The 23725-nt window shown below is 55.0% G+C and carries 20 protein-coding genes; 13 read left to right on the top strand and 7 right to left on the bottom strand.

Annotated features, from left to right (window positions below; translation table 11 throughout):
• The first annotated feature begins 8 nt into the window (after positions 1-8).
• The 6 genes from ABGA49_RS03790 (at position 9) to focA (ending at position 6493) form a co-directional block, all read left to right on the top strand.
• Positions 9-1718, top strand: a complete 1710-nt coding sequence (locus ABGA49_RS03790; RefSeq protein WP_347665323.1) for a hydrogenase large subunit — start codon at positions 9-11, stop codon at positions 1716-1718.
• Between the two features lie 11 nt (positions 1719-1729).
• Positions 1730-2278 (top strand): hydrogenase 4 subunit H, encoded by a 549-nt coding sequence (hyfH, locus tag ABGA49_RS03785; protein ID WP_061493752.1) that lies wholly within the window; start codon positions 1730-1732, stop codon positions 2276-2278.
• Positions 2275-3051 carry an NADH-quinone oxidoreductase subunit B family protein gene (locus ABGA49_RS03780; RefSeq protein ID WP_061493751.1) on the top strand — a complete coding sequence of 259 codons (777 nt, stop codon included), beginning with the start codon at positions 2275-2277 and terminating at the stop codon, positions 3049-3051. Before hyfH ends, ABGA49_RS03780 begins: the two co-directional genes overlap by 4 nt.
• Positions 3044-3457, top strand: a complete 414-nt coding sequence (locus tag ABGA49_RS03775) for a formate hydrogenlyase maturation HycH family protein (protein ID WP_347665156.1) — start codon at positions 3044-3046, stop codon at positions 3455-3457. The genes ABGA49_RS03780 and ABGA49_RS03775 overlap by 8 nt, the downstream gene beginning before the upstream one ends.
• A gap of 131 nt (positions 3458-3588) precedes the next feature.
• Positions 3589-5526 (top strand): sigma 54-interacting transcriptional regulator, encoded by a 1938-nt coding sequence (locus tag ABGA49_RS03770; protein WP_082794143.1) that lies wholly within the window; start codon positions 3589-3591, stop codon positions 5524-5526.
• A gap of 109 nt (positions 5527-5635) precedes the next feature.
• Positions 5636-6493 (top strand): formate transporter FocA, encoded by an 858-nt coding sequence (focA, locus tag ABGA49_RS03765; protein WP_061493748.1) that lies wholly within the window; start codon positions 5636-5638, stop codon positions 6491-6493.
• Positions 6494-6533: 40 nt separating this feature from the next.
• Here focA and ABGA49_RS03760 read toward each other — a convergent pair whose 3' ends face one another.
• Positions 6534-7595 (bottom strand): AI-2E family transporter, encoded by a 1062-nt coding sequence (locus tag ABGA49_RS03760; protein ID WP_061493747.1) that lies wholly within the window; start codon positions 7593-7595, stop codon positions 6534-6536.
• A gap of 222 nt (positions 7596-7817) precedes the next feature.
• On the opposite strand from ABGA49_RS03760, the gene bepA reads away from it, so the two are divergent.
• A complete protein-coding gene (bepA, locus tag ABGA49_RS03755) occupies positions 7818-9281 on the top strand; it encodes a beta-barrel assembly-enhancing protease (RefSeq protein WP_061493746.1) in 1464 nt (487 codons plus the stop codon).
• A 12-nt stretch (positions 9282-9293) separates the two neighbouring features.
• Positions 9294-9650, top strand: a complete 357-nt coding sequence (arsC, locus tag ABGA49_RS03750) for an arsenate reductase (glutaredoxin) (protein ID WP_088238198.1) — start codon at positions 9294-9296, stop codon at positions 9648-9650.
• A gap of 41 nt (positions 9651-9691) precedes the next feature.
• Here arsC and ABGA49_RS03745 read toward each other — a convergent pair whose 3' ends face one another.
• The 3 genes from ABGA49_RS03745 to upp all read right to left on the bottom strand — a co-directional run bounded on the left by ABGA49_RS03745 (position 9692) and on the right by upp (position 12516).
• Entirely contained in the window at positions 9692-10393 is a 702-nt protein-coding gene (locus tag ABGA49_RS03745; RefSeq protein WP_071889908.1) for a DnaA inactivator Hda, read from the bottom strand.
• A gap of 99 nt (positions 10394-10492) precedes the next feature.
• Positions 10493-11779 (bottom strand): uracil permease, encoded by a 1287-nt coding sequence (gene uraA, locus ABGA49_RS03740; protein WP_061493743.1) that lies wholly within the window; start codon positions 11777-11779, stop codon positions 10493-10495.
• Between the two features lie 110 nt (positions 11780-11889).
• A complete protein-coding gene (gene upp / locus ABGA49_RS03735) occupies positions 11890-12516 on the bottom strand; it encodes a uracil phosphoribosyltransferase (RefSeq protein WP_061493742.1) in 627 nt (208 codons plus the stop codon).
• 234 nt (positions 12517-12750) lie between these two features.
• Here upp and purM point away from each other — a divergent pair, with 234 nt between their 5' ends.
• The 4 genes from purM (at position 12751) to ppx (ending at position 18293) form a co-directional block, all read left to right on the top strand.
• Complete coding sequence (gene purM, locus ABGA49_RS03730) at positions 12751-13788, top strand: phosphoribosylformylglycinamidine cyclo-ligase (protein ID WP_061499829.1); 1038 nt, start codon at positions 12751-12753, stop codon at positions 13786-13788.
• Positions 13785-14426 (top strand): phosphoribosylglycinamide formyltransferase, encoded by a 642-nt coding sequence (gene purN, locus ABGA49_RS03725; protein ID WP_061493741.1) that lies wholly within the window; start codon positions 13785-13787, stop codon positions 14424-14426. The genes purM and purN overlap by 4 nt, the downstream gene beginning before the upstream one ends.
• A 264-nt stretch (positions 14427-14690) precedes the next feature.
• Entirely contained in the window at positions 14691-16751 is a 2061-nt protein-coding gene (gene ppk1 / locus ABGA49_RS03720) for a polyphosphate kinase 1 (protein ID WP_061493740.1), read from the top strand.
• Between the two features lie 3 nt (positions 16752-16754).
• Positions 16755-18293, top strand: a complete 1539-nt coding sequence (ppx, locus tag ABGA49_RS03715; protein WP_347665155.1) for an exopolyphosphatase — start codon at positions 16755-16757, stop codon at positions 18291-18293.
• A gap of 17 nt (positions 18294-18310) precedes the next feature.
• Here ppx and ABGA49_RS03710 read toward each other — a convergent pair whose 3' ends face one another.
• The gene (locus ABGA49_RS03710) at positions 18311-20539 is read right to left on the bottom strand and encodes an EAL domain-containing protein (RefSeq protein WP_134317819.1); all 2229 of its coding nucleotides are present in this window, start codon (positions 20537-20539) and stop codon (positions 18311-18313) included.
• A gap of 346 nt (positions 20540-20885) precedes the next feature.
• On the opposite strand from ABGA49_RS03710, the gene ABGA49_RS03705 reads away from it, so the two are divergent.
• Positions 20886-21077 (top strand): YfgG family protein, encoded by a 192-nt coding sequence (locus ABGA49_RS03705; protein WP_071889906.1) that lies wholly within the window; start codon positions 20886-20888, stop codon positions 21075-21077.
• A gap of 64 nt (positions 21078-21141) precedes the next feature.
• On the opposite strand, the gene ABGA49_RS03700 is transcribed toward ABGA49_RS03705, so the two are convergent.
• The gene (locus ABGA49_RS03700) at positions 21142-23115 is read right to left on the bottom strand and encodes a tetratricopeptide repeat protein (protein ID WP_347665154.1); all 1974 of its coding nucleotides are present in this window, start codon (positions 23113-23115) and stop codon (positions 21142-21144) included.
• A gap of 153 nt (positions 23116-23268) precedes the next feature.
• Positions 23269-23652, bottom strand: a complete 384-nt coding sequence (locus ABGA49_RS03695; RefSeq protein WP_088238201.1) for a hypothetical protein — start codon at positions 23650-23652, stop codon at positions 23269-23271.
• Positions 23653-23725 lie beyond the last annotated feature (73 nt).

Below are 23725 nucleotides of genomic sequence, written 5' to 3'. Positions count from 1 at the left end.
TAGCCAGTGTGAATCTGCAACAACCCCGCGGCACAGCCTGTCTTGCTGCATTAAAACAACAGTTCCCCGGCGCGGTGCTGGATGAAGAGCGTCAGACCTTTGAACAGGTCACCATTACGGTGAAACTCAATCTGTTGCCGGATATTGTGCACTATCTTTACTACCAGCATGACGGCTGGCTTCCGGTGCTGTTTGGTAATGATGAACGGACCCTGAACGGCCACTACGCGGTCTATTACGCCCTGTCGATGGAAGGGGCGGAAAAGTGCTGGATCGTCGTCAAAGCGCTGGTGGACGCGCAAACCCGTGAGTTCCCGTCGGTGACGCCACGCGTACCGGCGGTGGTATGGGGCGAGCGCGAAATCCGCGATATGTATGGTCTGATCCCGGTGGGTCTGCCGGATCAACGCAGGCTGGTGCTGCCAGATGACTGGCCGGATGATTTGCATCCGCTGCGCAAAGACACCATGGATTACCGCCTGCGTCCGGAACCCACCAGCGAGACGGAAAACTACTCGTTTGTTAACGATGGCGGCAGCTCGGCGCGCATTGTCCCCATTGGGCCGCTGCACATTACCTCTGATGAACCCGGTCACTTTCGTCTGTTCGTTGACGGGGAACGGATTGTCGATGCCGACTACCGTCTGTTCTATGTGCACCGCGGTATGGAAAAACTGGCGGAAACCCGGATGGGCTATAACGAGGTCACGTTCCTCTCGGACAGGGTGTGCGGGATTTGCGGGTTTGCCCACAGCGTGGCCTATACCACTTCGGTGGAAAATGCCCTCGGCATCGTTGTGCCACAACGTGCGCACACCATCCGCTCAGTGCTACTGGAAGTGGAGCGCCTGCACAGCCATCTGCTGAATATCGGCCTTTCCAGCCACTTTGTCGGCTTCGATACCGGGTTTATGCAGTTTTTCCGCATCCGTGAAAAATCAATGACCATGGCGGAGTTGCTGACCGGCTCGCGTAAAACCTACGGTCTTAACCTGATTGGCGGCATCCGTCGTGACATCCTGAAAGAGCAGCGCGTGAAGACCATTCAATTGGTGAAAGAGATGCGCGCGGAAGTCTCACAACTGGTGGATATGCTGCTCTCCACGCCCAACATGGCGCAGCGCACCCAGGGCGTTGGTGTGCTTGATCGTCAGGTCGCGCGGGATTACAGCCCGGTCGGCCCGCTGATCCGCGGCAGCGGTTTCGCCCGCGATTTACGCTTCGATCATCCCTATGCCGATTACGGTAGCCTGCCCAAAACCCTGTTCACCTGGCCGGATGGCGACGTGTTCTCCCGCGTGATGGTGCGGGTAAAAGAGGTGTTCGACTCGCTTTCGATGATCGAGTTTGCCCTCGATAACCTGCCTGATACCCCGTTGCTCACAGAAGGCTTCAGCTATCAGCCGCATAAGTTCGCCCTCGGCTATGTTGAAGCGCCGCGTGGCGAAGATGTGCACTGGAGCATGCTGGGTGATAACCAGAAGCTGTATCGCTGGCGTTGCCGTGCGGCGACCTACGCTAACTGGCCGGTGCTGCGCTATATGCTGCGCGGCAATACCGTTTCCGATGCGCCATTGATTATCGGCAGTCTCGATCCCTGTTACTCCTGTACCGACCGGGTCACGCTGGTCGACGTGCGCAAACGTAAATCGACCACGGTGCCCTATAAAGAGATCGAACGTTACGGCATTGAACGTCGCCATTCGCCGCTGAAGTAAGGAAAGAAACGATGCTGAAATTGTTGAAAACCATCCTCAGGGCGGGCGAAGTCACGGTGAAATACCCGTTCGCGCCGCTGGAGGTTTGCCCGGGATTTCGCGGTAAACCGGAGCTGGATCCCCAGCAGTGCATCGCCTGTGGGGCCTGCACGACCGCCTGCCCGGCGAATGCGCTAACCATGGAAACCCTCGCCGACGAGAACAGCCGCACCTGGCAACTGTTTATTGGCCGCTGTATTTATTGCGGACGCTGCGAAGAGGTGTGCCCGACACGCGCTATCCACCTCTCTGAAGAGTTTGAACTGGCAGTGACCAACAAAGCGGATTTGTACGTGCGGGCCACTTTTCGCTTGCAGCACTGTAGCAGGTGCGGTGTGCCTTTCGCACCGGAGAAATCCGTTGCGCTGGCGGTGGAGTTGCTGACCCTCAATCAGAATGCCCCTGAACTTGCCGACACACTCCGCGCTCAGGCCTCTATTTGCCCGGCGTGCCGACGTCGCGACGCACTGGAGCACCGCGGCAGTGTCAATGTTCATTACTATCTTGAGGAGCAAGCATGAGTTCCGATCTCAAGGTGCTGACCCAGCATGTCAGCCAGCCGGTTCAGCTTGATGAATCGGCACAGAAAATCAAACAATTGCTACTGCGCGACATCCAGCGCTCCGCCTATGTTTACCGCGTTGACTGCGGTGGCTGTAACGGCTGTGAAATCGAAATCTTCGCCGCTATCACCCCGCTGTTTGATGCGGAGCGTTTTGGTATCAAGGTGGTAGCGTCACCGCGCCATGCCGACATTTTGCTGTTTACCGGCGCAGTCACGCGCGCCATGCGTATGCCAGCCCTGCGCGCCTGGGAGGCGGCTCCGGATCATAAAATCGCCATCTCTTATGGCGCATGCGGCGTGGGCGGCGGGATTTTTCACGATCTTTACTGCGTGTGGGGCGGCAGCGACACCATCGTGCCCATTGACGTGTGGATCCCTGGCTGTCCACCCACCCCGGCGGCGACCATTCATGGTTTTGCGGTTGCATTGGGTTTACTGGAGCAAAAACTGCACGCGGTTGACCACCAGCAAGCAGTCAACGAAGTCGCCAGCGTACGCTGGCCCTCCCTGCCACTGGCACTGCGCGTGACTATGGAGAGAGAAGCGCGGCAACTGGCGGGATACCGTCAGGGGCGTGAAATCGCCGATCGCCTGTTTACACTGTTGAGCAATGGCGATCCGAACCAGAGCACGGCACGCGTTAACGCCTGGCTTCAGCAGGCTGACGATCCGCGACTGACGGCGATTGTGCAGCAACTGATGCAGGTCCTGGAGCGCAGCCATGTCTGACAATCCGGCAAAAGTCATGTTCTGGGCACTGCGGCAAAAGTTTGTCGATGACAGCGTGGAGCTGGAAGAGAAGAGTCGCCAGGTCATGTATTACTCGCTGGCGATTGGCCATCACGTCGGGGTGATTGATTGCCTGAACGTTGTGCTGGAGTGTTCGCTCACCGACTACCAGCAATGGCTGACGCTGCTGGAAGAAGGAACCGAGCGGCGCAAAATGCAGGGGCTGCTGACCTTTGGCGAAATCATCATAGATGCCAGCCACATTGACACACTGGCGCCCGCGTTTGCTGCACTGTCGAAAACCGCCCCCGAGCCGTGGCGGGGATGGAGCCTGCAAATAGTGCAACATTTGCAGGATATGGCCCATGAACCGGCACTCTATCTGATGGTGCGGGTGCTCAATTAGGGGTATTCAGGCAATTAATGCCAGGACGATGACTTATACGTGAAGCTTGTAACACTACGAAAATAGGGGATATTGTACTATCCATACTCACTTTGAGGGATAGCGGGTAAATCTGGAAGGGCGACGTATCCATGATCTTACAAGATAATTTGCAGGCTTCACTACTTCGGGCATTTATCCCGCTGCCGCCCCCCTTCAGCCCCATCCAGTACATCGAATTATGTCTCAATAACACGCACTTCTGGCGCTGCTTCGATGATGGCAGCGTCGAGTGCAGCGATCATGCCTACAACGGAAAAATCAGCGACAGTTCAGTGCATATCGCCCTGCTTAATGAGGGCGAGGTTGTGGAGCTGCGTTTTGTGCGCACCGACAATGGCGTATTTAATGACGCCGACAACGCCATGTTCGCATGGCTGGCGCGGCTGGCGACTCAGGCGCTGGAAGAGCAGTGCTCGCGAGCGCAACTGAGCCAGTCGGTGGCACAGCTCCAGGAAGAGCGCGATCACGACCGGGTGTTGGTGGATATCACCAACTCGGTGTTGTCGCACCTTGATCTTGATGAACTGGTTGCTGATGTTTCCCGGGAGATCCATCGTTTTTTCGGTATTGATAATGTCCGTATCGTCCTGCGCGACACCCTGCACGCACGCCAGTTGATTTGCCATGCCACCCACTTTCCCACCTGCCCGCCGGGTACCGAACAGTACCCGCTGCGTAATGAAAGCCCGTTGCTACTGGCGGCGCTGAACGACCATCGCAGCGCTTTACTGCGCCGGGAGCAGGATGAAGCGCTCTGGCAAAACGATCCGGTATTACAGCAACTGGCGGTTCAGGAACTGGACGCTGCGCTGATTTTACCGCTGGCGTTCAGCCATAAATCCACTGGCGTCCTGCTGCTGTCGCATCGGGATAACAGCGTTTTTAATGAGCAAAACTGTCGATTGCTGCAACAGATCGCCGACAGAATTGGCATCGCCGTCGATAATGCCGACGCGTATCGCCAGGTCACGCATCTGAAAGAGAACCTGAACAGTGAAAACCGTAAGCTGAACGAGCAAATCTTCTCCAGCCAGAGCTTCGGCGACATCATTTACCAGAGCGATGCAATGCGCGACGTGCTCCAGCAGGTCAACATTGTGGCGCTGAGCGACAGCACCGTATTGATCCTCGGCGAGACAGGAACAGGCAAAGAGATCATCGCCCGCGCCCTGCATCAGATGAGTCCACGTAAAGACAAACCGCTGGTGAAAATAAACTGCGCCGCCATTCCCGCCAGCCTGCTGGAAAGCGAGCTGTTTGGTCACGACAAAGGGGCGTTTACCGGCGCGATAAATGCCCACCGCGGGCGTTTTGAAATGGCCGATGAAGGGACGCTGTTTCTGGATGAAATTGGCGATATGCCCCTCGAACTGCAACCGAAGCTGCTGCGTGTATTACAGGAGCGGGAGATCGAACGCATTGGCGGCACCCGCACCATCCCGGTCAACGTACGGGTGATAGCCGCCACCAACCGCGACCTGCGCCAGATGGTAATTGACCGGGAATTTCGCAACGATCTCTTCTACCGCCTGAACGTGTTCCCGCTGGTGCTGCCCCCCTTGCGTGAGCGACCGGACGACATCCCTCTACTGGCACGCTACTTCACACAAAAACTGGCGCGCCGCTTAAACCGCACTATCGACACCATTCCTCCGGACACGATGCGCCAGTTGATGCGCTATGAGTGGCCCGGCAACGTGCGCGAACTGGAAAATGTGATTGAACGCGCTGTACTGCTGGCGCGCGACAATACCCTGAGTCTGCATTTGCATGCTCAACCGGTAAGCATGGTACAGCCCGTGGCACACGATCCCTTCCCGTTTACCCTGCCAAAAGTGGCGGAGATGATGCATCCGGAGCCGCCGGAAAATGACGAAGAAGAACGCCAGCGGATCATCCAGGTGCTGCGAGAAACCAACGGTATTGTCGCCGGGCCGCGCGGTGCCGCCTCGAAACTCGGAATGAAACGCACTACCCTGTTATCCCGCATGCAGCGCCTCGGTATTGCCGTGCGCGAAGTGCTGTAACCCTTCCTCCGTTATGTGAAGTCGTTAACGATCTCCCGATTACCGCTGGTATGCGCTATGCATATGACCGCGGGTATCTCACTTATGTGCATTGAATCAGGAGAATCAAATGGATACCGGCAACGCGTTTGACCTGCGACTTCCTGCGGAAATGGCAAAAGTCGCCGAACAATCTGGTCTGTATAAAGTCACTAAAAAGAAAGAGCTGTCGTTTTTTCTCGCGGTCACGGCAGGGGTATTTATCTCGATTGCGTTTGTGTTCTATATCACCGTCACCAGCGGGCCGGCCCCCGCCAGCGCGCTGGCAAAACTGGCGGGCGGACTCTGTTTTTCCCTTGGGTTAATACTGGTGGTGGTCTGTGGCGCCGACCTGTTTACTTCCACTGTGCTGACGGTAATGGCAAAAGCCAGTGGGCTGGTGAGCTGGCGGCAACTGATCGTCAACTGGATCATCGTCTATTTTGGCAACCTGACAGGCGCGCTGTTTTTTGTTGCGCTGATTTGGTTTGCCGGTCAGACCATGAACGGCAACGGGCTATGGGGATTGAATGTGCTGCAAACTGCCGATCATAAAATGCACCACACGTTTATTGAGGCGGTCTGTCTGGGGACACTGTGCAATTTGATGGTCTGCCTGGCAGTATGGATGAGTTACTCCGGCCATACGCTCACGGATAAAGTGATGGCGATGCTGTTGCCGATCGGCATGTTTGTCGCCAGCGGCTTTGAACACAGTATCGCCAATATGTTTCTGATCCCACTGGCGATCATCATTCGCGATTTTGCGCCAGAGGGCTTCTGGAGCGCCGTACATACCTCGCCGGATAATTTCCCGGCGCTGACCGTCGGCAACTTTATTACCGCCAATCTGATCCCGGTGACGATTGGGAATATTATCGGTGGCGGGCTGTTGGTGGGCATCACCTACTGGATTATCTATCTGCGCAACCAGAACGCTGCACATTAATTCGACTTCCGGGCGGCGCTGCGTGCACCGCCCGGCATCTTTACTCTTCGATAGCCGGTGAGTCCGGCCAGGCGTGGATCACCGCTTTGATCAGCGTGGCGAGAGGAATGGCGAAGAAAACGCCCCAGAATCCCCACAGCCCGCCGAAAATGATCACCGACAGGATGATCACCAACGGGTGCAGGTTGACCGCTTCAGAAAACAGCACCGGCACCAGCAGGTTGCCATCCAGTGCCTGGATAATTAAATAGACCGCGAAACAGCTCCAGAACTCGGTACCCAGGCCAAACTGGAACAGCGCCACGCCAATGACCGGAATGGTCACCACAAACGCACCGATGTAAGGGATCAGTACCGAGAAGCCCACCAGCACCGCCAGCAACAAGGAGTAGTTGAGACCAAACAGAATAAAGCCAATCCACGTGGCGACACCGACCACCACCATCTCCAGCGCTTTACCGCGGATATAGTTGGTGATCTGCTGGTTCATCTCCTTCCATACCTGCCCCGCCAACCCGCGATTGCGCGGCAGTATACGGCGCACAGCATTAAGAAGCTGCTCTTTATCCTTAACAAGGAAGAAGACCATCAACGGCACCAGTACCAGGTAAACCGCCAGCGTTAACAGTCCGACCAGCGAGGCAAGGGAGTATTTGACCACGGAGTCGCCCATCGTCAACATACGTGAACGCATATTCTCCGCCATCGCATCGATAATGCCGGCATCCATCAACGCCGGGTAACGACGCGGCAGAGTCGCGGCAAAATCAGAGAGTTTGTTCAACATGCCGGGCATATCACGGATCAGATTGATGCCCTGCTGCCAGGCTACGGGCATGACCACAAACGCCATCACCAGCAGAATGCCGACAAACATCATCAATACCAGCGTGGCAGCAAAGCTGCGCGAACAGCCGATGCGTTGCAGACGCGCGGTGGGCCACTCCAGCAGATAGGCGATGACCAGCGCCACCAACAGGGGCGCAAGCAGGCCGCTAAAAAAGAAGAGGATACAGAAACCCGCAAGGAGAATGACCAGCAGTGCAATTGCCTCCGGATCGCTAAAACGGCGGCGATACCACTGCATCAACATTTCGAGCATAACGTTTTTTCTTGAGCCTCGTTGGCGGGAGTTAAGGAGTGGAATTGTATCGAAATGTCACAAAAAAGACTTCGCTTTTCGTATCCTTTCGGGGAAACATAACATTCTGCTGAATGGGATTTTCTTCACCTGCCAACGCGGCTACACTCGCAAAGCGGGAAAACCGGAACGAAGACCCCGAACACCGGTCATAATACTACCCCCCAAACACAGGAAGAGGTTATGTTCAGGCAGTTGAAACGCACGCTGGTCGCCACCCTTATTGCTGCACTTGCCACAGGCCCGATAACCATGGCGTTTGCAGATTCGGCAGACAGCCTGCCGGATATGGGAACATCCGCCGGAAGCACGCTCTCCATCGGACAGGAGATGCAAATGGGCGACTACTATGTTCGCCAGTTGCGAGGCAGCGCGCCGCTGATTAACGACCCGCTACTGGTTCAGTACATCAACGGGCTGGGGATGCGTCTGGTAGCCCATGCGGACTCAGTAAAAACGCCCTTCCATTTTTATCTCGTCAATAACGACGAAATTAACGCCTTCGCCTTTTTTGGCGGCAATGTCGTGCTGCACTCCGCCCTGTTCCGCTACGCGGACAACGAGAGCCAGCTCGCATCGGTTATGGCACATGAAATTTCTCACGTTACGCAACGCCACCTGGCGCGCGCGATGGAAGATCAAAAACGCAGCGCACCGTTGACCTGGGCCGGAGCGCTCGGCTCAATTCTGCTGGCAATGGCCAGCCCGCAAGCCGGGATGGCGGCGTTAACCGGTACGCTGGCGGGTACGCAGCAAGGGATGATCAGCTTTACTCAGCAGAACGAACAGGAAGCAGACCGTATTGGGATTCAGGTACTGCAACGCGCCGGTTTCGATCCACAGGCGATGCCTACCTTTCTGGAAAAACTCCTCGACCAGTCGCGTTACTCCACCCGTCCGCCGGAAATTCTGCTGACGCACCCCTTACCGGAAAGCCGTCTCTCGGATGCCCGCAACCGCGCCAACCAGATGCGTCCGGTGGTGGTGCAATCCTCCGAGGCGTTTTATATGGCGAAAGCCAGGGCGTTAGGAATGTACAATTCCGGGCGCAATCAGTTGACCAGCGACCAGCTTGACGCCTGGGCGAAAGGCAATGTGCGTGAGCAGCGCGCCGCACAATATGGCCGGGCGTTGCAGGCGATGGATGCGAAAAACTACGCTGATGCCGCCAAAAACCTGCAACCGCTGCTCAGCGCCGATCCTGACAATGCCTGGTTCCTCGACCTGGCAACCGACATCGATTTAGGCCAGCACAAAAGCGCCGATGCCATTAAGCGTCTGAATGCCGCCCGTGAGGTAAAAACCAACCCGGTATTGCAGCTCAACCTGGCGAATGCCTTGCTCGAAGGCGGTCAGCCCGCAGAAGCAGAGCGCATCCTGAACCGTTATACCTTCAGTAATAAAGAGGATGTGAACGGCTGGGATTTGCTGGCGCAGACCGAAGCCGCGCTGAATCACCGCGATCAGGAACTTGCTGCGCGGGCGGAAGGTCTGGCACTGGTGGGTAAACTGGATCAGGCGATAAGCTTACTGAGTAACGCCAGCGCGCAGGTGAAACTCGGCAGCCTGCAACAGGCGCGTTACGATGCGCGAATTGATCAGCTACGGCAGATGCAGCAGCGTTTCAAACCGTATCAGAAGATGTAATAAGGAGAAAAGATGTCAGACGGCGTACAAATTTACCATAACCCGCGTTGCTCAAAGAGCCGTGAGACGCTGAACCTGCTGAAAGAAAACGGCGTAGAGCCGGATGTGGTGCTCTATCTGGAAACGCCGCCGGATGCGGCAACCGTGCGTAGGTTATTGCAGATGCTGGGGATGTCCAGCGCACGGGAACTGATGCGAACAAAAGAAGATCTTTATAAAGAATTGAAACTTGGCGACAGTACGCTGTCAGAGGAAGCACTGGTTCAGGCACTGGTGGAGAATCCGAAGCTGATTGAACGCCCGATTGTGATTGCCAACGGTAAAGCGCGGATTGGTCGCCCGCCGGAGCAGGTACTGGCAATTTTATAACGCGCCCAGGCCGGAGGAAGTGGCACGAGTCCGGCCGGGTATTACAGCTTGAGGATCTCTTTCACGAACGGAATGGTCAGCTTGCGCTGCGCGGTAATGGACGCGCGATCCAGCTCGTTCAGCGTATCAAACAGGGTACGCATCTCCCTATCCAGCCGCTTGAGCAGAAAACGGCCCACGTCTTCCGGCAGTTCAAAACCCCGTAAGCGAGCACGCAACTGCAATGCCTGCAATTTATCTTCATCAGAGAGCGGTTGCAGCTTGTAGATTTGCCCCCAATCCAGCCGCGAAGCCAGATCCGGCAACCCAAGGTTAAGCTGGCGCGGAGGACGATCGCCGGTGATCAGCAACCGGGTTTTTCCCGACTCCAGAATGCGGTTATAGAGGTTGAAGATCGCCATCTCCCACAGCTCATCGCCAGCGACGCATTCGATATTGTCGATGCAGACCAACGAAAGTTGCTCCATCCCTTCCAGCACATCCGGCACAAACCAGGTGCGCTTATCCAGCGGCACGTAACCCACGGCATCGCCGCGCTGGGAGAGTTCAGCACAAGCAGCATGCAGCAAATGGCTGCGCCCCGCGCCTTCACGCGACCAGATATAGATGTATCCGCTGTGTGCCTGGCGCAGAACGTTTTGCAACGCCGCCAGTAAAGAGGGGTTATCACCCGGCCAGAAACTCGCGAAGGTTTCGTCATCGGGTAAATATAATGGCAGGGAGAGCTGTGCCGGTGTGTTCAGAGGGACCTCAACAGGGCTTACAAAAAACGCAGTGAGTTTATCATAAAATCCCGTTCGGTTTGAACCGGGCGTGAAACCCGGCTCAACCCCACGTAAAAATTACTTCGTTACGTCACTGTCTGGCGCATCCAGCACCACTTCTTCCGGGCGCAGCACGCTAATCAATTTGAAGATCAGGCTCAGGCAGATCCCCACAATGGTCGCCAGCGCCATGCCTTTCAGCTCTGCCGCACCAATGTGCACTTTCGCCCCGCTCACACCGATAATCAGGATAACGGACGTCAGGATCAGGTTTTGCGCTTTGCTGTAATCCACTTTGGATTCGATCAGCACGCGGATACCGGACGCGCCGATAACCCCGTACAGCAGCAGCGAAACGCCGCCCATCACCGGTACCGGAATGATCTGGATAGCCGCCGCCAGTTTACCTACGCATGAGAGCAGAATGGCGATGATCGCCGCACCGCCAATCACCCAGGTGCTGTAGACGCGGGTGATTGCCATCACACCGATGTTCTCACCGTAGGTGGTATTTGGCGTAGAACCGAAGAAGCCGGAAATCACCGTCGACAGGCCGTTAGCAAACATCGAGCGATGCAGGCCCGGATCGCGAATCAGATCTTTTTTGATGATATTCGCTGTGACCACCAGGTGACCAACGTGCTCGGCAATCACCACCAGCGCCGCAGGCAGAATGGTAAAAATTGCAAACCACTCAAAACGCGGGGTGTAAAAGGTCGGCAAAGCGAACCAGTGCGCTTGCGCAATCGGCGTGGTGTCGACAACGCCCATCGCGAACGAGAGCGCATAGCCCGCCAGCACACCGATCAGGATCGGAATAATGGCCATAAAACCGCGGAACAGCACGGAACCAAACACCGTCACGCCCAGTGTTACCAGCGAGATGATCACAGTTTTGGAATCCGCAGACTGCCCTTCTGCAGGCAGCAGACCGGCCATGTTTGCCGCCACGCCCGCCAGCTCCAGACCGATGACCGCAACGATTGCGCCCATCGCAGCAGGCGGGAACATCACGTCCAGCCAGCCGGTACCTGCTTTTTTCACAATAAAGGAGACCAGACAGAACAGCACGCCGCACATGATAAAACCGCCCAGTGCCACTTCGTAACCCAGCGGCAACAGCAGCAACACCGGCGAGATAAAGGCGAAGCTGGAGCCTAAATATGCCGGGATTTTCCCTTTGCAAATAAAGATGTACAGCAGTGTCCCGATACCGTTAAACAGCAGCACGGTGGCCGGGTTAATGTGAAACAGGATTGGCACCAGCACGGTTGCGCCAAACATGGCGAACAAGTGCTGTAGACTAAGCGGGATGGTTTGCAAAAGCGGTGGTCTTTCACTTACCCCGATAGCACGGCGCGTCATAGTGTTTTCCTCTGAGTGTTGTTGTGTATCTCCCCGTCCTTAACGGCGGGCAGTGTTTTGAATCCCAAAAAAAAGCCGACTATCAAAGTCGGCTTTCGATTTTTAAGCAATTACTTCGTACCAAAGATTTTATCGCCGGCATCGCCGAGGCCCGGAATAATGTATCCGTGCTCGTTGAGGCCCTTATCGATCGACGCGGTGTACAGTTCCACGTCCGGGTGCGCTTTTTCCAGCGCCGCCAGACCTTCCGGTGCAGCAACCAGCACCAGCACTTTGATGCTGTGGCAGCCCGCTTTTTTCAGCAGGTCAATCGTGGCGATCATCGAACCGCCGGTTGCCAGCATCGGGTCAACCACCAGCGCCATACGCTCGTCGATATTGGACACCAGTTTCTGGAAATACGGCACCGGCTCCAGCGTCTCTTCGTTACGGTAGATGCCGACCACGCTAATGCGCGCGCTCGGTACATGCTCCAGCACACCTTCCATCATACCCAGACCTGCGCGCAGGATTGGCACAACGGTGATTTTCTTCCCTTTAATTTGCTCAACCTGGACCGGCCCGTTCCAGCCTTCGATGGTCACTTTTTCCGTTTCGAGGTCCGCAGTCGCTTCATACGTCAGCAGGCTGCCCACTTCCGAGGCGAGTTCACGAAAGCGTTTGGTGCTGATGTCGTTCTCTCGCATCAGACCCAGCTTGTGTTTGACGAGTGGGTGTTTTACTTCCACGATCTTCATACTCTTCTCCTTTCCCCAGACAGGTGGCAGCCACAAAAAAAATCGCCGGATTATACCGCTTTTTTTCCGTTGCGCTACAGGCAGGCGCTTGATCACGATCAATCAGACTGGAAAAGAGTATATCGTAAGAATCCTCAGCGCCCCGAAATAATGGACTCGCAAACGTTTGCCTTGGCTGTTAGAATTGCGCCGAATTTTATTTCTACCGCAAGTAAACGCGTGGGGACTGAAGCAGTGACCGATAAAACCTCTCTCAGCTACAAAGATGCCGGTGTTGATATCGACGCGGGCAATGCTCTGGTTGACCGAATCAAAGGCGTGGTGAAGAAAACCCGCCGTCCTGAAGTGATGGGCGGTCTGGGTGGCTTCGGCGCGCTGTGCGCTCTGCCGCAAAAATATCGTGAGCCAGTACTGGTTTCCGGCACTGACGGCGTAGGCACCAAGCTGCGTCTGGCGATGGATCTGAAACGTCACGACACCATTGGCGTCGACCTGGTGGCGATGTGCGTGAACGACCTGGTGGTACAGGGTGCAGAGCCGTTGTTCTTCCTGGATTATTACGCAACCGGCAAGCTGGATGTCGATACAGCGGCCAGCGTGATCAACGGCATCGCCGAAGGGTGTCTGCAATCCGGTTGTGCGCTGGTCGGCGGTGAAACAGCAGAAATGCCGGGCATGTATCACGGTGAAGATTACGACGTGGCCGGTTTCTGTGTCGGCGTGGTGGAAAAGTCAGAAATCATCGACGGTTCAAAAGTGATCGACGGTGATGTGCTGGTAGCGCTGGCCTCCAGCGGTCCGCACTCCAACGGTTACTCCCTGGTACGCAAAGTGATCGAAGTGAGCGGTTGCGATCCGCAAACGACACAGCTTGAAGGCAAACCGCTGGCCGATCACCTGCTGGAACCAACGCGCATTTATGTGAAATCCGTGTTGGAGCTGATTGCAAGCGTAGATGTACACGCCATTGCGCACCTGACCGGCGGCGGCTTCTGGGAAAACATCCCGCGCGTACTGCCAGACAACACCCAGGCGGTCATCGACGAGTCATCCTGGCAGTGGCCGGCTGTGTTTAACTGGTTGCAAAGCGCGGGCAACGTCAGCCGCCATGAAATGTATCGTACCTTTAACTGCGGCGTCGGGATGGTGATTGCACTGCCAGCGGCTGAAGCAGATAAAGCCATCGCACTACTGAACGCTAAAGGTGAAAACGCGTGGAAAATCGGTATCATCAAAGCATCCGATTCCAGTGAGCGCGTGGTCATTGAATGAAAAATATCGTGGTGCTGATTTCCGGTAACGGAAGCAATTTGCAGGCAATTATCGACGCCTGCGAACAGAAGAAAATCAACGGCACCCTGCGGGCGGTATTCAGTAATAAGGCCGATGCGTTCGGCCTTGAACGTGCGCGGGAAGCAACAATTCCCGCACATGCCCTCACAGCAGACCAGTTCGCCAGTCGAGATGCTTTCGATCGCGAACTGATGCTGGAAATCGACGCTTATGCGCCGGATCTGGTGGTGCTGGCGGGTTATATGCGTATCCTCAGTCCGGCATTTGTCTCCCACTACGCCGGGCGTCTGTTGAATATCCACCCTTCCCTGCTGCCGAAATATCCCGGTCTGCACACGCACCGTCAGGTACTGGAAAATGGCGATGAAGAGCATGGCACCACTGTGCACTTTGTCACCGATGAGCTGGACGGCGGCCCGGTGATTTTGCAGGCAAAAGTGCCGGTGTTCGATGGCGATACAGAAGAGGAAATCACCGCACGCGTTCAGGCGCAGGAACATGCCATTTACCCGTTGGTGGTGAGCTGGTTTGTCGAGGGTCGCCTGAAGATGGAAAACAACGCCGCCTGGCTGGATGGCGTCTGCTTACCGCCGCAGGGCTATGCGGCTGACGAATAACGTCTCTGTTACATCACTTATGCCGGATAGCGTCTCCGTCTTATCCGGCTTGTTTATCCCTTCCCCGCTGTATTTTCATCACCTTAAGTCAGAAAAAAGAATACTGTCATACTTTTTTGGCACAGTTGGACATCTGGTGGCAAAGCTCGCCATAATAAGTTGTGTCATACGAAGGAACGCCAGCAACGTTCACCTGTAAGCCGGGCGCCGCGAGAGCGAGATGGACTTGCTGTGTCCCGAGATTGAACCGGAGTGTAAACAGGAATGGGTCAGGAAAAGTTATATCTCGAAAAAGAACTAAGCTGGTTGTGCTTCAATGAACGCGTTCTTCAGGAAGCCGCCGACAAGAGTAACCCGCTGATCGAGCGCATGCGTTTTTTGGGGATCTATTCCAACAACCTCGATGAATTCTATAAGGTCCGTTTTGCGGAGTTGAAACGCCGGCTGATCATCAGTGAAGAGCAAGGCCTTCCGACCAATTCACGCCATCTGCTGGGCAAAATTCAGTCCCGCGTACTGAAAGCCGACCAGGAGTTCGACAGCCTGTACAACGATCTGCTGCTGGAAATGGCGCGTAACCAGATCTTCCTGATCAACGAACGCCAGCTTTCGCAAAACCAGCAGAGCTGGCTGCGTAACTACTTTAAACAGTACCTGCGCCAGCACATCACCCCGACGCTTATCAACCGCGAAACCAATCTGGTGCGCTTTCTGAAGGATGATTACACCTATCTGGCAGTGGAAATTATTCGTGGCGACAATATTCGCTATGCATTGCTTGAGATCCCATCGGACAAGGTTCCGCGCTTTGTTAACCTGCCGCCGGAAACCCCGCGCCGCCGTAAGCCGATGATCCTGCTTGATAACATCCTGCGCTACTGCCTGGATGATATTTTCAAAGGCTTCTTTGATTACGACACACTCAACGCCTACTCGATGAAGATGACCCGTGACGCCGAATACGATTTGGTGCACGAAATGGAATCGAGCCTGATGGAGCTGATGTCCTCCAGCCTGAAGCAGCGACTGACCGCCGAACCAGTGCGTTTCGTTTATCAGCGCGACATGCCGGATGCGATGGTGGAAATGCTGCGCGAGAAACTGACCATCTCCCGCTATGACTCAATTATTCCCGGCGGCCGTTACCACAACTTTAAAGACTTTATTGGTTTCCCGAACGTCGGCAAATCCAACCTGGTCAATAAACCGCTGCCGCGCCTGCGTCATCTCTGGTTTGACAAATTCCGCAACGGCTTTGATGCCATTCGCGAACGCGATGTGCTGCTCTATTACCCATATCATACGTTTGAGCACGTGCTGGAGCTGCTGCGTCAAGCGTCGTTCGACCCGAGCGTGCTGGCAATAAAAATCAATATTTACCGTGTGGCAAAAGACTCGCGCATTATTGACTCCATGATCCACGCGGCCCATAACGGCAAGAAAGTAACGGTAGTGGTGGAGCTGCAAGCGCGTTTTGATGAAGAGGCGAATATCCACTGGGCAAAACGCCTGACCGAAGCGGGTGTGCAGGTTATCTTCTCGGCGCCGGGATTAAAAATTCACGCCAAACTGTTCCTGATCTCCCGTATGGAAGGGGAAGAGGTGGTGCGTTATGCCCACATCGGCACCGGCAACTTTAACGAAAAAACCGCGCGACTTTATACCGACTATTCGCTGATCACCGCCGATGCACGTATTACCAATGAAGTACGCCGGGTGTTCAACTTTATTGAAAACCCTTACCGCCCGGTAAGCTTTGATTATTTGCTGGTTTCACCACAGAACTCACGTCGCCTGCTGTATGACATGATCGATACTGAAATTGCCAACGCGCAAGAAGGCAAACCGTCGGGAATCACGTTGAAACTGAATAACCTGGTGGACAAAGGTCTGGTAGACAGACTGTACGCCGCCTCCAGTTCCGGGGTGCCGGTTAACCTGCTGGTGCGCGGGATGTGTTCGCTGATCCCGGATCTCGAAGGCATCAGCGAAAATATTCGCGTAACCAGCATCGTTGACCGTTATCTTGAGCACGATCGCATCTATATTTTTGAGAACGGCGGCGATAAGCAAGTCTATCTTTCTTCCGCTGACTGGATGACGCGTAACATCGATTACCGTATTGAAGTGGCGGCACCGCTGCTCGATCCGCGCCTTAAACAGCGCGTTCTGGATATCATCGATTTGCTTTTAAGTGATACCGTGAAAGCCAGGTATATCGATAAAGAACTGAGTAATCGCTATGTGCCGCGCGGCAATCGCCGTAAAGTACGCGCACAACTGGCGATTTACGACTACATCAAATCACTCGAACAGCCCGACTAATCTATGCCGATACAAGAGAAGACACCACGACCGGAAGAGTTTGCTGCGGTCGATTTGGGTTCCAACAGTTTCCACATGGTGATAGCGCGTGTGGTGGACGGTGCCATGCAGATCATTGGCCGCCTCAAGCAACGCGTTCATCTGGCGGATGGACTGGACAGCAATAACATGCTGAGCGAAGAGGCCATAGAGCGCGGGCTGGCCTGCCTGTCGCTTTTTGCCGAGCGCTTGCAGGGTTTCGATCCCTCAAGCGTTTGCATCGTCGGCACGCATACTCTGCGCCAGGCGCTGAATGCCACGGACTTTCTCAAACGCGCCGAGAGAGTGATCCCCTACCCGATTGAGATCATTTCGGGCAATGAAGAAGCCCGTTTGATTTTTATGGGCGTAGAGCACACGCAGCCAGAAAAAGGCCGCAAGCTGGTCATCGATATCGGCGGCGGCTCGACGGAACTGGTGATCGGAGAAGATTTCGAACCGAAACTGGTTGAAAGCCGCCGGATGGGCTGTGTCAGTTTCGCACAACTCTATTTCCCCGGTGGCACCATTAACGGCGAAAACTTCCGTCGTGCGCGCATGGCTGCGACGCAAAAGCTGGAGTCGCTGGCGTGGCAGTTCCGCATTCAGGGTTGGAATGTGGCGCTTGGTGCCTCCGGCAGCATTAAAGCCGCCCATGAAGTGCTGCTGGCCTCCGGTGAGAAAGATGGCATCATCACCCCGGAACGTCTGGAAAAGCTGGTCGCTGAGGTGCTGAAGTATAAAAACTTCGCTGAACTCAGCCTGCCAGGGCTTTCCGAAGAGCGCAAAGTGGTGTTTGTGCCGGGCCTGGCAATCCTGTGCGGCGTATTCGATGCGCTGGCTATCCGCGAGCTGCGCCTGTCCGATGGTGCACTGCGTGAAGGCGTTCTGTATGAGATGGAAGGCCGTTTCCGTCACCAGGACATTCGTAGCCGCACGGCACAGAGCCTTGCCAGCCAGTACAATATTGACCGCGAACAGGCGCGTCGTGTGCTGGATACCACCACCCAGATGTACGATCAGTGGCAAGCGCAAAACCCGAAGCTCGCCAACCCGCAACTGGCGGCATTGTTGAAGTGGGCGGCGATGCTGCATGAGGTGGGGCTGAACATTAACCACAGCGGTATGCATCGTCATTCCGCGTATATTCTGCAAAACAGCGATTTGCCGGGCTTTAACCAGGAGCAACAACTGATGATGGCGACGCTGGTTCGCTGCCATCGTAAAGGGATCAAGCTCGACGATCTGCCGCGGTTTACGCTATTCAAGAAGAAGCAGTATTTGCCGCTGGTGCAAATTTTACGTCTGGGCGTGTTGCTGAATAACCAGCGCCAGGCGACCACCACGCCGCCGACGCTGCGCCTGAAAACGGATGACAATCACTGGACGCTCAGTTTCCCGTATGACTGGTTCAGCCAGAATGCACTGGTGCTGCTCGATCTGGAAAAAGAGCAGGAATACTGGGAAGCCGTAACCGGCTGGCGGTTGAAAATCGAAGAAGAGCAATCTGACGTGGCGGCCTGATCCGCCACGCAGCCTAATCAAACCTGCGCTGGCGGCGCAATAAGCTGTTCGAGCGGCGCAGGTTTACCAATCACATACCCCTGCAGATAATCGATCCCCAGCGCAACGGCCGCGCTGCGTATCTCTTCCGTTTCGACATATTCCGCCACGACATGCATTTTCTTCATCCGCGCCAGGGTACAAATGGATGACACAATCTGGTAGTCCAGGCTGTTAGAGACAATATTGCGGATAAAACTACCGTCGATTTTCAGGATATCGGCATTCACCGTTTTTAGCCGCGCATAGCTGCCATAACCGGTGCCAAAATCATCAATCGCCACCCGACAGCCCATCAACTGTAATTGCATCAGCGTCTGGTTCGCCTGCATGATGCTACTCAGCGTATTGCTTTCGGTGACTTCAAAAATCAGTTGCCAGGCTTCAATGCCGTATTTGCGCAATAAACGGCGGACTTCCTGGCTGAACTGTTTGCGACATACGGACGCCGGGGAAAGGTTGATGGAAAAACGCTGTGCAGGCAGACGCTCGCGGTTTTGCGCCATAAAGCGCAATACATGCTCAATAACCCACAGATCAATGCGCGACGATAAACCAAACTCATACGCCACCGGCAAAAACACATCCGGGCTGATGCTCTCGCCCCCCTCCTCGGCGAGCCGCAGCAGAATCTCGTAGTAATCGTCACCGCGCACGCCATGGATCCGCTGCGCCATCAGCACAAACTGATCCTGTTCCAGCGCCAGTTGCAGGCGATTCATCATGTCCACTTTCAACCGGAGGCCACGCTGCAGGTTCGTTGCACCGCGGTTTTGCAGATTTTCCGGATGGTTGGTCGCCAGCGACAAATCCGCAATGGTGCTCATCTCACCCAGCAACAGCGATAAGTGCTTCACCGGTGAACGCACATAGCAGTAGCTCAGCCCGACCTGCGGTTGCAGCGGCATATCATCCCAGACAAAGCGGAACTGTTTGATACGCGCATCCAGCTCCTCAATGCGCGTTTGATGCGACTGGGTATTCAGGCGGATCACCAGATCGTGTCCGGAGAGCTGGTACACGCACTCATCCGCCTGCAATAAAGGCTGTAGCCAGTTCGCGATTCGTTGTTTGTACTGAATGCGTAACATCACGCCATAGTTACGCCCTAATAGCTCAAGCTCCGGTATGCGTAAAAAGCAAAGTACCGACCAGGGCGTTTCCGCCAGCGCACGGTTAAGCGCCCGCAGGTTAGGCATATTCGTTACCGGATCGATAAACGCCAGGCGGCGGGCACGGCTGTTCACGGTACGTTGCCGGGTCGCCATCACAGCCATGGCGATAATGATGAACGAGAACACAAGGTAGCTTGAGGAGACGATTGCCAGTTGCACATCGTATGAGGGAAATTTGGGCAGATAGCGGTCAAGATAGTGAATTGAGACGATCAGTAATGGCGTCCAGACAAACGAGATAAAACGATAGCCGTAACGCATCGCGCCCCACAGCATGACCGGCAACAGTAACGATAATGTGTAGTTGGTGCTAAAAATTGAGCTGTGGATGTTAAGCGGCATCAGCAGTAAAAAGACGATTCCTGCAACAATAACCGACCATATCAGCACCTCCACGCGCGTGACTTTTGGGTCGAACTCATGGCGCAACTGCGAGAACCATGTGATGACATAACGCGGATGGCGAATAACGCGGATCACCAGATAACTGAAGGGAACGCCAGTGAGTAACCCAACCAGCAACCCCTGATAATTAATCAGCATGGGTACATTGAGCGCCATCGCATTCGCCTCGCTGAGCGGTACATCGTACAGGTTCAGCCAGACGCCCACTTCAAGGATGATCAGATAAAGGGTGGCCGGGCACAGCGCTTGCCAGAAGATGCGCTGGGATACCAGCAACGATGTACCGTACGACACGCGGTGTCGTCGGCTAACAAAAACGCGATAACCGCCCCAGCTCAGTATCACCGGAACCAGTAAACGCATGCTTTGCAGAAACAAAACGAGCGGTTCGAGAGTGCCGTAACGTAAAACGAGCGCCACTATAATACCAGGCAACGCCGCCCAGCCGTAAAACATCATCAGGCTTATCAGCAGCGCCATCGGCAGATAGTAAAGAATGACATGCTGCCCGGAGACTAAAACAAATGCATTAGCCAGACTAAATAATGGAAACAATATCGAGGGGACGATGAGAGGCAGTGCCCACCACTGATCTTTCAGATGATTATATTTTTTTATCAATGTCATAGATGCTCAACGCAAAAACCTGATCCTGGTGGGCATTTCAGGCAGGCATTCAACCTGGCCATGCCGGGCAAGGGGTACAAATGCCCGAAGAAACCGAAAGTTTAGTGCTGAACAATAACTTATAATTGATATATATCAAGAAAATCTCGGCAAGCTATTTTATTCCACAGCTTTTTTACGTTTGGGCAGAAATAATATTCCGCATATAAATATTTAATTTATCTTATATAATTTCTGTTTATTTTTTATCCATGGCATTTTTGCGCCAGGCTGAATTGACCTTCCCCGGAGTCTGTGCCTTAATGTCATTGTCGCCCGTTTATCGGGCTTTCCTAAAGGAACCATTGTGAGTCAGGCACCCAGTATGCGAAAACGACATCGATTTGACAGTCGCATGACCCGTATCGTACTTCTTATCAGCTTTCTCTTTTTCTTCGGCCGCTTCGTCTATTCCACTATTGGCGCCTGGTATCACCATCAGGGTAAAGTCCAGTCGCAACAAGTCAGCCAGACTATCGATTCCACTGCCCAACGTTAAAATCTAACGCCCCTTTACGACACGCTTCACCGCGTGGGTTTACGCATATCTGAACACCAGATGTTCACTTTTCTGCCACCCGCTGTAACCAGTCGCGGTAGGCGGGAGTGGTATCAGCCGGTAAATTCTGCCTGTGCGCGTTGAATTCATCGTCCATGCCGAAGATCTTCCACACCAGCGGCGCAAGCGAGGCTGCCGGGCTGTTGCTCCCCTGAGCATCGCGCAGCATTTCCAGACTGCGTTGTCGGTACTCAGCCAGGATGTCGGAGTGATAATCGAACGCTTTACCCAGCCCGGAGAGATACATTAACTTTGGCACCGCCACCTGCGGCCATTGGAGCGCCATCTGCAGCGGCCAGTCGAGCATCGCCCGTTCTCCCCACATCGCCTCGCGCGGGGTAGTGTTATTCGCCACCAGCGTCAGGGTGAATGCCTGCGCTAACTCCCCCAGGTAAATCGCCATCGCCTCAGCAGACGGGCGCAGATAAAACGCATCCAGCGGCTGCTGGCGAGGTGCGCCTATTTGCGTAAGTAGCCGTTGCTCAAGACTGAGCACCAGTGCGCCCAGATCCGCCTCCACACAACGTTCTGTGATGCTGGCTTTTTTAGCCCGAGTGGTACAGTCCCACAGGCTCAACGAGAGTTGCCACTCACGCTGTTCGCCTTCACCGGTGCAGCCCATCTCCCCGGTGACAAAGAACTTCATCGTCGGCGGGACAATATCGAACAGTACATGGCCATCGATTTCGCCCCCCATCAGCACAGGCCCTCCCCCTTCCACTACCTGCACATAGAAACGGCTGGCGAAGTCGCTCCAGTAGTGTGCGGCTTCGGCAAAATAGAGCGATATCGCCCGCGTCATGCGACCAATATCATCTTCGCGCTGCGACTCCGTGCGTTCAGGACCGCTCTGCATTTTGGACAAGGCAAAAAAGCCGACAGACGGTGCATCTTCCGTTTTGTGCGCAAACAGCCAGTCGGCTTTACACAGGCCGTATTGCCAGATCGGCTGGGTGATCGCCAGCGTGTTGACCTTCAGCTCAGCAGCATCGGCAGGGGTTGAGGTCGCATCGTGCAGGTTCATCTCCTGGAATGCGCGAGCAAACTCATCAAGGTGAGGCTTCAGAGGCGCATAACCCAGCGCATACATCCGCGCCAGCAGTTTTTCGCCCTCTTGCGCATTGCCCAGCGCCTGCCAGGCACGTAGCAAATTGAGACCCGCCATCGGATCATGACGATGCTCGTCATACACGGGGGCCACCAATTCGACAATCAGCGGGATCTGCCCGTTATTCCCCAAATCGCCGGAAATCATCATCAACGCGCCACTGTCGTACCGACCCCCGGCCAGCACCTCAGCATATAATGCGCGGGCGGCGGCAATATTCTGCTGTTGCAGATAATGGCGCGCCAGCCACAGCTGCGCACGCCAGCTCCCCGACAGCGCCGCAGCGGTTTTCAGCGCTGCGAGCCAGGCCTCATCGCCGCCACGCTCCTGCTGGATAGAGGCCCACCACATCAGGCCATTTTCCTGATTCGGATCGGCCTGCACAGCCTGCCATAGTGTTTCGTCTGCACGCGCTTCTTCACCGCGCGAAGAAAAGACTTTCGCCAGATTGGTGAGCAGCGTACCGGTCGCCCCTGCTTTCGCGATACCCGCCTGCAACGTGTTCTCTGCCGCTGTAAGCTGGCCGTTATCCATCAGTACAATGCCATGAATGGTATGGCTGCGTTCAGGAAGCGGATCGATCTCCAGCAGGCGCTCGGCTGCCTGCACCAGGTCCGCAGCAAATCCATCGTTCAACCCATCGACGATGGCCTGATAGAGTTCGTCAGCGTTATCACGCTTCTGTTCCAGCGAGGGTAAAAACACCTTCTCGCGCCATTCACTGCGCGGGATCTGCATCTCGCGTCCATAGGCGTCATACGCCACGATTGGCTGCTCGTCTTGTGAAGGTTCCGTGGTGTGCGTATTGGTGGCCGGTGTCGGCTCAGAGGCGTTTTTGCCGCTGATGGCGGAGAGCAGGCGTTTAAACATGGCGGTTGCCTTGTGGGTTGCTGACGTTTTGGACAGTATCAGCCTAGACCTTAACCGCCCACTCGTCCAAAAAAAAGCTACTAATTACGAGGGGTTAGTACCCTGCCATAAGGTGAATATGGCGTGATACATACCAGTCAGAATCACAGGCCGCTACCCCTTCGCCCCGTTACGCCGCGCCATGATCTGCTGCGCATACTGCGCAATCCCAATGTGATGATCCTGACTGACACGGGCAATGAGCGTTTGTAGGGCTTCTGGCGAGGCATGGAGTGTCTCTGCTATCAGTTTATCGAAGTCGCTCTGGGTAAAGTTGATACGTACACTCGCGCGCTGGAGCAGCGTATGGGCGACGATCTCCAGCACCGCGCGGCGGTAGTCATCGGCAAGAAGCACATCCAGATCCGGCTGCCGAATTTCAAACGTGAAGTCGAAGCTGACAAACCCGGACTCCACAGGCAGCGAGTAGGTCAGCCGCTCGCCTTCCTGCCATACCTGAGGCTCATATCCCTCACCCATCAAGCGTAATCGTTGCATTGCGCGCTCCGTTCAGCACGTTGACGTATTTTCGATTACATTAACGTTCAGGAAAACACTCAGTAAAGCCATA

The organism is Kosakonia sp. WA-90 (genome assembly GCF_039871955.1).
Classification (GTDB): Bacteria; Pseudomonadota; Gammaproteobacteria; order Enterobacterales; family Enterobacteriaceae; genus Kosakonia; species Kosakonia oryzendophytica.
Note: the sequence above shows the minus strand (reverse complement) of the source record. Positions and strands in the feature narration are given on the sequence as shown.

Bases quoted from the DNA above. Each gene is read 5' to 3' on its own strand.
- hyfH (WP_061493752.1), top strand. From the start codon at position 1,730: ATGCTGAAATTGTTGAAAACCATCCTCAGGGCGGGCGAAGTCACGGTG.
- ABGA49_RS03780 (WP_061493751.1), top strand. From the start codon at position 2,275: ATGAGTTCCGATCTCAAGGTGCTGACCCAGCATGTCAGCCAGCCGGTT.
- ABGA49_RS03775 (WP_347665156.1), top strand. From the start codon at position 3,044: ATGTCTGACAATCCGGCAAAAGTCATGTTCTGGGCACTGCGGCAAAAG.
- ABGA49_RS03770 (WP_082794143.1), top strand. From the start codon at position 3,589: ATGATCTTACAAGATAATTTGCAGGCTTCACTACTTCGGGCATTTATC.
- focA (WP_061493748.1), top strand. From the start codon at position 5,636: ATGGATACCGGCAACGCGTTTGACCTGCGACTTCCTGCGGAAATGGCA.
- ABGA49_RS03760 (WP_061493747.1), bottom strand. From the start codon at position 7,595: ATGCTCGAAATGTTGATGCAGTGGTATCGCCGCCGTTTTAGCGATCCG.
- bepA (WP_061493746.1), top strand. From the start codon at position 7,818: ATGTTCAGGCAGTTGAAACGCACGCTGGTCGCCACCCTTATTGCTGCA.
- arsC (WP_088238198.1), top strand. From the start codon at position 9,294: ATGTCAGACGGCGTACAAATTTACCATAACCCGCGTTGCTCAAAGAGC.
- uraA (WP_061493743.1), bottom strand. From the start codon at position 11,779: ATGACGCGCCGTGCTATCGGGGTAAGTGAAAGACCACCGCTTTTGCAA.
- upp (WP_061493742.1), bottom strand. From the start codon at position 12,516: ATGAAGATCGTGGAAGTAAAACACCCACTCGTCAAACACAAGCTGGGT.
- purN (WP_061493741.1), top strand. From the start codon at position 13,785: ATGAAAAATATCGTGGTGCTGATTTCCGGTAACGGAAGCAATTTGCAG.
- ppk1 (WP_061493740.1), top strand. From the start codon at position 14,691: ATGGGTCAGGAAAAGTTATATCTCGAAAAAGAACTAAGCTGGTTGTGC.
- ppx (WP_347665155.1), top strand. From the start codon at position 16,755: ATGCCGATACAAGAGAAGACACCACGACCGGAAGAGTTTGCTGCGGTC.
- ABGA49_RS03710 (WP_134317819.1), bottom strand. From the start codon at position 20,539: ATGACATTGATAAAAAAATATAATCATCTGAAAGATCAGTGGTGGGCA.
- ABGA49_RS03700 (WP_347665154.1), bottom strand. From the start codon at position 23,115: ATGTTTAAACGCCTGCTCTCCGCCATCAGCGGCAAAAACGCCTCTGAG.
- ABGA49_RS03695 (WP_088238201.1), bottom strand. From the start codon at position 23,652: ATGCAACGATTACGCTTGATGGGTGAGGGATATGAGCCTCAGGTATGG.